General features: G+C 38.2%; 5 protein-coding genes and 1 pseudogene. 4 read left to right on the top strand and 2 right to left on the bottom strand.

The features are described from left to right. Nucleotides 1-135 precede the first annotated feature (135 nt). The 4 genes and pseudogenes from H5072_RS21565 to fliD form a co-directional block, all read left to right on the top strand. Nucleotides 136-1,068 (top strand): annotated as a pseudogene (locus H5072_RS21565) (flagellin hook IN motif-containing protein); the annotation flags it as partial. 234 nt (nucleotides 1,069-1,302) lie between these two features. Beyond that, nucleotides 1,303-1,653, top strand: coding sequence for a flagellin (locus H5072_RS21560; RefSeq protein WP_404936325.1), 351 nt, complete (start codon nucleotides 1,303-1,305; stop codon nucleotides 1,651-1,653). 153 nt (nucleotides 1,654-1,806) lie between these two features. Beyond that, on the top strand, nucleotides 1,807-2,232 hold the full coding sequence (locus tag H5072_RS12430) for a flagellar protein FlaG (RefSeq protein WP_182693700.1): 426 nt from the start codon (nucleotides 1,807-1,809) through the stop codon (nucleotides 2,230-2,232). Between the two features lie 66 nt (nucleotides 2,233-2,298). Beyond that, nucleotides 2,299-3,699 carry a flagellar filament capping protein FliD gene (gene fliD, locus H5072_RS12425; RefSeq protein WP_182693699.1) on the top strand — a complete coding sequence of 467 codons (1,401 nt, stop codon included), beginning with the start codon at nucleotides 2,299-2,301 and terminating at the stop codon, nucleotides 3,697-3,699. 95 nt (nucleotides 3,700-3,794) lie between these two features. Here the strand turns inward: fliD and H5072_RS12420 are convergent, their stop codons facing one another. After that, nucleotides 3,795-4,109 carry a hypothetical protein gene (locus tag H5072_RS12420; RefSeq protein WP_182693698.1) on the bottom strand — a complete coding sequence of 105 codons (315 nt, stop codon included), beginning with the start codon at nucleotides 4,107-4,109 and terminating at the stop codon, nucleotides 3,795-3,797. 8 nt (nucleotides 4,110-4,117) lie between these two features. Further along, nucleotides 4,118-4,515 (bottom strand): flagellar export chaperone FliS (gene fliS / locus H5072_RS12415; RefSeq protein WP_182693697.1); only part of this gene is annotated, 398 nt, incomplete at its 5' end.

Below are 4,515 nucleotides of genomic sequence, written 5' to 3'. Positions count from 1 at the left end.
CTATATAAAACAATCACTTAAAAATAAAATAAAGTTGGCACAGTAAATGCTTTTCTTATTGTAAGAAATTATCGAATAGTGGTTCCTGTTAAAACGTGTTGAACCACACTCTGTTTAAACCTAGGAGATGGTAAAATGGCATTAACAGTAAATACTAATGTGTCGTCACTGAACGCACAACGTAACCTTAATAAATCAGGTGAAGGCTTAGCAACCTCAATGGAGCGTTTGTCATCAGGTATGCGTATCAACAGCGCAAAAGATGATGCAGCAGGCCTACAAATTTCAAACCGTTTAACATCACAAGTAAATGGTTTAGCAGTAGCACAACGTAATGCTAACGACGGTATCTCAATGGCACAAACTGCTGAAGGTGCAATGAGTGAGTCTACAAGCATTTTACAACGTATGCGTGAGCTAGCACTGCAATCTGCTAACGGCTCAAACTCAACAGAAGACCGTGCGTCACTTCAAAAAGAAGTGTCGGCGTTACAAACAGAACTTACTCGTATCGCTGATACAACATCATTTGGTGGTCAACAGCTTTTAGACGGTAGCTTTGGTTCTAAATCATTCCAAATTGGTGCTAACTCTAACGAAACAATTAATGTATCGCTTTCAAGTGTTGCTGCAGCTGACATTGGTTCTAATCAAGTAAACCTTCAAGCTGCTGATGCTGCTGCGGGTGGTTTTGGTGCTGCAACAACTGCTGCTGCAGATACAGCTGGTGGCAATGGTGTTGCCGGTGGAGCACTTGTAATAGATGGTCGTGGTGATACAGCTTCTACTGTAACAATTGCAGCTGGCGCTAGTGCAAAAGAATCTGCTGCTGCAATCAATCAGTATACTAATAACACAGGTGTGACAGCTCAAGCCCGAACTGCTGCTGGTGTTGAGTTTGCTGTTGCTACTGCTGGTGAAACAGTTAGTTTTTCTTTGAATGATGAAAAGGTTTCTTTTGGTACTACGGGTGTTGCAGCTGATGACTTACAGTCACTAGCTGAAGCTGTAAACTCTGGAACAGATGAGCACGGTGTGACCGCGTCATTAGAAAATGGTGAATTAACTTTTACTAATGATTTAGGTGAAGATATTAATCTTCAGGATTATCAAAGTGTTGCGGCTGACGGTGCTGTGTCTACAACAGCTTCTTTAACGCTGACTTCACAAAGTTATGATGGCGTAGACCATGACACACCAATTAGTGTAGTTAGTGGTGGTGCTGCAGATTCTACTGTTGTAGCAGGCGCTGTTCAGTTAAATTCTTCAGAAACATTTACAGCACAAACAACTGTTCCAACTATGGCTCAAAGCATAACTGCAGTTACAAGTACGCTAACAGATGTTGATGATGTTGATATCACTACTCAAACTGGTTCACAAGATGCATTAGCAATTATCGATAACGCAATTGCTAATATTGATGCACAACGAGCTGGTTTGGGTGCGGTTCAAAACCGTTTTGACCATACTATTAGTAACCTTGCAAACATCTCTGAAAACGTATCTGCTTCACGTAGCCGTATTCAAGATACAGACTTTGCAACCGAAACTGCAGAGATGACTAAAAACCAAATCTTGCAACAAGCAGGTACGTCAATTTTATCGCAAGCGAATCAGTTACCACAAACAGCACTTAGCTTATTAGGTTAATAAGTTAGAGTAATAGCTTAATGGTTAGCTAACTAATACAAAAAGTCAGTATTAGTATTTAAAAAAGGAGGTGGCTTTAGCTACCTCCTTTTGTGGTTTAAGAATATAAACTAAGCTATTGTTGGTTTAATTAAGTACAAATAGGAATCTGTTATGAATACAATTACTTCAAACGCAGAGGTTACTACATTACCGACTCCCATTGCTGGTGATGATAAGCAAGTAGGACAAGCTGCTCACTCTTTAACTGAGCGAGCGGTTGATGATGTAAAGCAAACGGAAGTGCTCAATCAACAAAAATTACAGCAAAACCAATACAAAAATAACAATCAAGATGAAAAAGATCAGCCCTTAGAGCGCGAACAGCTAGAACAAATGGCGCAACAATTGCAGGACTTTATGGGTGAAATGAATCGCAGCTTACAATTTAAAGTTGATGAAGATTCAGGCCGTGATGTCATTAAAGTGCTCGATAAAGACAGTGGTGAAGTTATTAAACAATATCCTTCTGAGGAAGTGTTAAGTTTAGTTTCTAAACTGTCTGAATCTGCTGGTATTTTAATTGATCAAACAGTTTAGTCGGTAGTTTGAGTTTGAATTACTAATACTAAGCTAGTTTATTTTTGAGTATTTAAGAGGTGAAGTATGTCTATTACATTTAATGGTTTAGGTTCTGGGTTAGCAGTATCAGATATTGTTGATGCACTAGTTAATGCTGAACAAGCACCTGCTGAAGCTCGCTTAAATACTACAGAAAGTAAGCTAACGACGGATATTTCAGCTGTTGGTGCCTTAAAATCTGCGCTACAGCAAGTGCAAACAGCAATGGAAGCGTTAGGTGATTCAGATAATTACCAAAAACGTAGTACGTCAGGCAATGATGATTTTATCTCTATTAGTGCCGATGAAGACGCCCAGCCAGGCGGTTATTCTGTAGAGGTTAATAACCTTGCTACGGAGCATAAGATACTTTCAGAAGCCTTTGATGCTGACGATGCTGTTGGTGAAGGCACAATGACGCTCAGCTCGGGCGATAATAGTTTTGATGTTGAAGTTTCTGACAACGCTACTTTAAGTGAAATAAGAGATGCAATTAATGATAGCAGCGATAATGATAGCATTAATGCAACTATAATAACGGATGATACCGGTCAACATTTGATACTTTCTGCCAAAAATAGCGGCCTTGAAAATGAGATTAAAGTAGAAGTAACAGATATTGATGGTAATAACACTGATACTAACGGGTTGTCTCGTTTATCTTTTGACTCTGCAGGGGTTCAAAATGCGTCAGAAATTATCGCAGCTACAGATGCATCAATTACTATTGATGGTTCTCTTACTGTTAGTAACGCGTCAAATACGTTCACAGACGTAATAGACGGCATCACGATAACAGCTAAAAAAGCACATGACACTGATGATGATTTAAGTGATATAACTGTAACTGAAAATAACAACAACATTCAGTCAGGCCTAAATAACTTTATTTCTAGCTATAACGAATTACTTGAGCTTAGTAATACTTTAGGTGCTTCAAGTGATGATGGTGCTGGTGTAATGGCTGGTGATTCGTTATTGCGTGGTGTAATGTCTAAATTGCGAGAGCAGATTACTGACTCTATGGATTTAGGTAATGGCAGCTCATTATCACTTTCGCAATTAGGAGTTGAAGCAGATCGTTATGGAGTATTGACGCTTAATACCGAGATATTAAACGATAAGATTGATGAAAGTGTTGATTTAGTACAACAATTTTTTGTAGGTGATGACGATAATGGCTTCGCACAATCTTTTGATGAGCTAATGAGCTTTTATACAGATTCCGATGGTATTATTCAAAACCGAATTGATAGTAAAACAAATCAACTCGATGACATAGATGATCAGCGCGTGAGCCTTGCTAGTAAAATGGAATCACTATCCTCTCGATTATACGCTCAGTATAATGCGATGGATTTACTTGTCGCGAGCCTCAATAACACCAGCAGTTATGTTCAAGCTCAATTAGAGAATATGCCAGGCGTAGTACGAGATAACTCTTAGTAGATAAGTATGATATTAAATTAATAACTAAATTAAGAAAACACAAAAAAACCGTTACTTAAAACGGTTTTTTTTGTTTTCTATTTAACTGGATTTTAGCGACTCGCTTTATAAGCTTTAATGGCCTTACCAGACTTTTTATGTTTAATAATAGCTTTTGATGATTCGTTTTTTGCACTATTCGCTTTTACTAAAATAGTATTTATACGAAGTTGAACTAATTCTAATTGCTCTGCGCTTGGGCCGTCGCTGCTCTCGCACCATTGCTTTAGTTCAACATTTAAAGTGTCTAAAAGAGGCTGAGCTTCGTCTGCATTATCATCATTTACTAACACTTCAATTTTACTAAGCAAGTTTTGTATGAGCTCAGAGTAGTTAGTTAATGGCTCTGAAAATGTTGGCGAGTCCATAATTGAAATTAAACCGCAGGGCTTCGTTGATCTAGCGGAATATTATCCCAGCCTTCTTTAATTTCTTTAACAATACTTGATACTTCCACAATTGCTTCAATATCGTTGTTTATGTTCGCTTGCGTTAAACGGCGCTGGCAGTAATCGTAAAGTGCCAATAAATTGTTAGAAATACTAGGGTCTTGTTCTACTTCTAAATTAAGTGCGTCTTGCAGTGCACCAAATAATAAAACACAGGCTGAAATGTTCTCACCTTTTTTTTGTATTTCTTTGCGCTCAATAAACCCTTTTGTTGCTGCTAAGCGACCGATAATATTACTGAATATAAGGTTTATTTGTTCGTAAGGAGCCATTTCGGCAATACTACTGGCACGAACTTGACTGTATTTTTTTACTGAGACATGAG

This window comes from Pseudoalteromonas sp. SR45-5, assembly GCF_014163565.1.
GTDB classification, from domain to species: Bacteria; Pseudomonadota; Gammaproteobacteria; order Enterobacterales; family Alteromonadaceae; genus Pseudoalteromonas; species Pseudoalteromonas distincta.
This window is presented reverse-complemented; position numbering and strand designations above follow the sequence as displayed.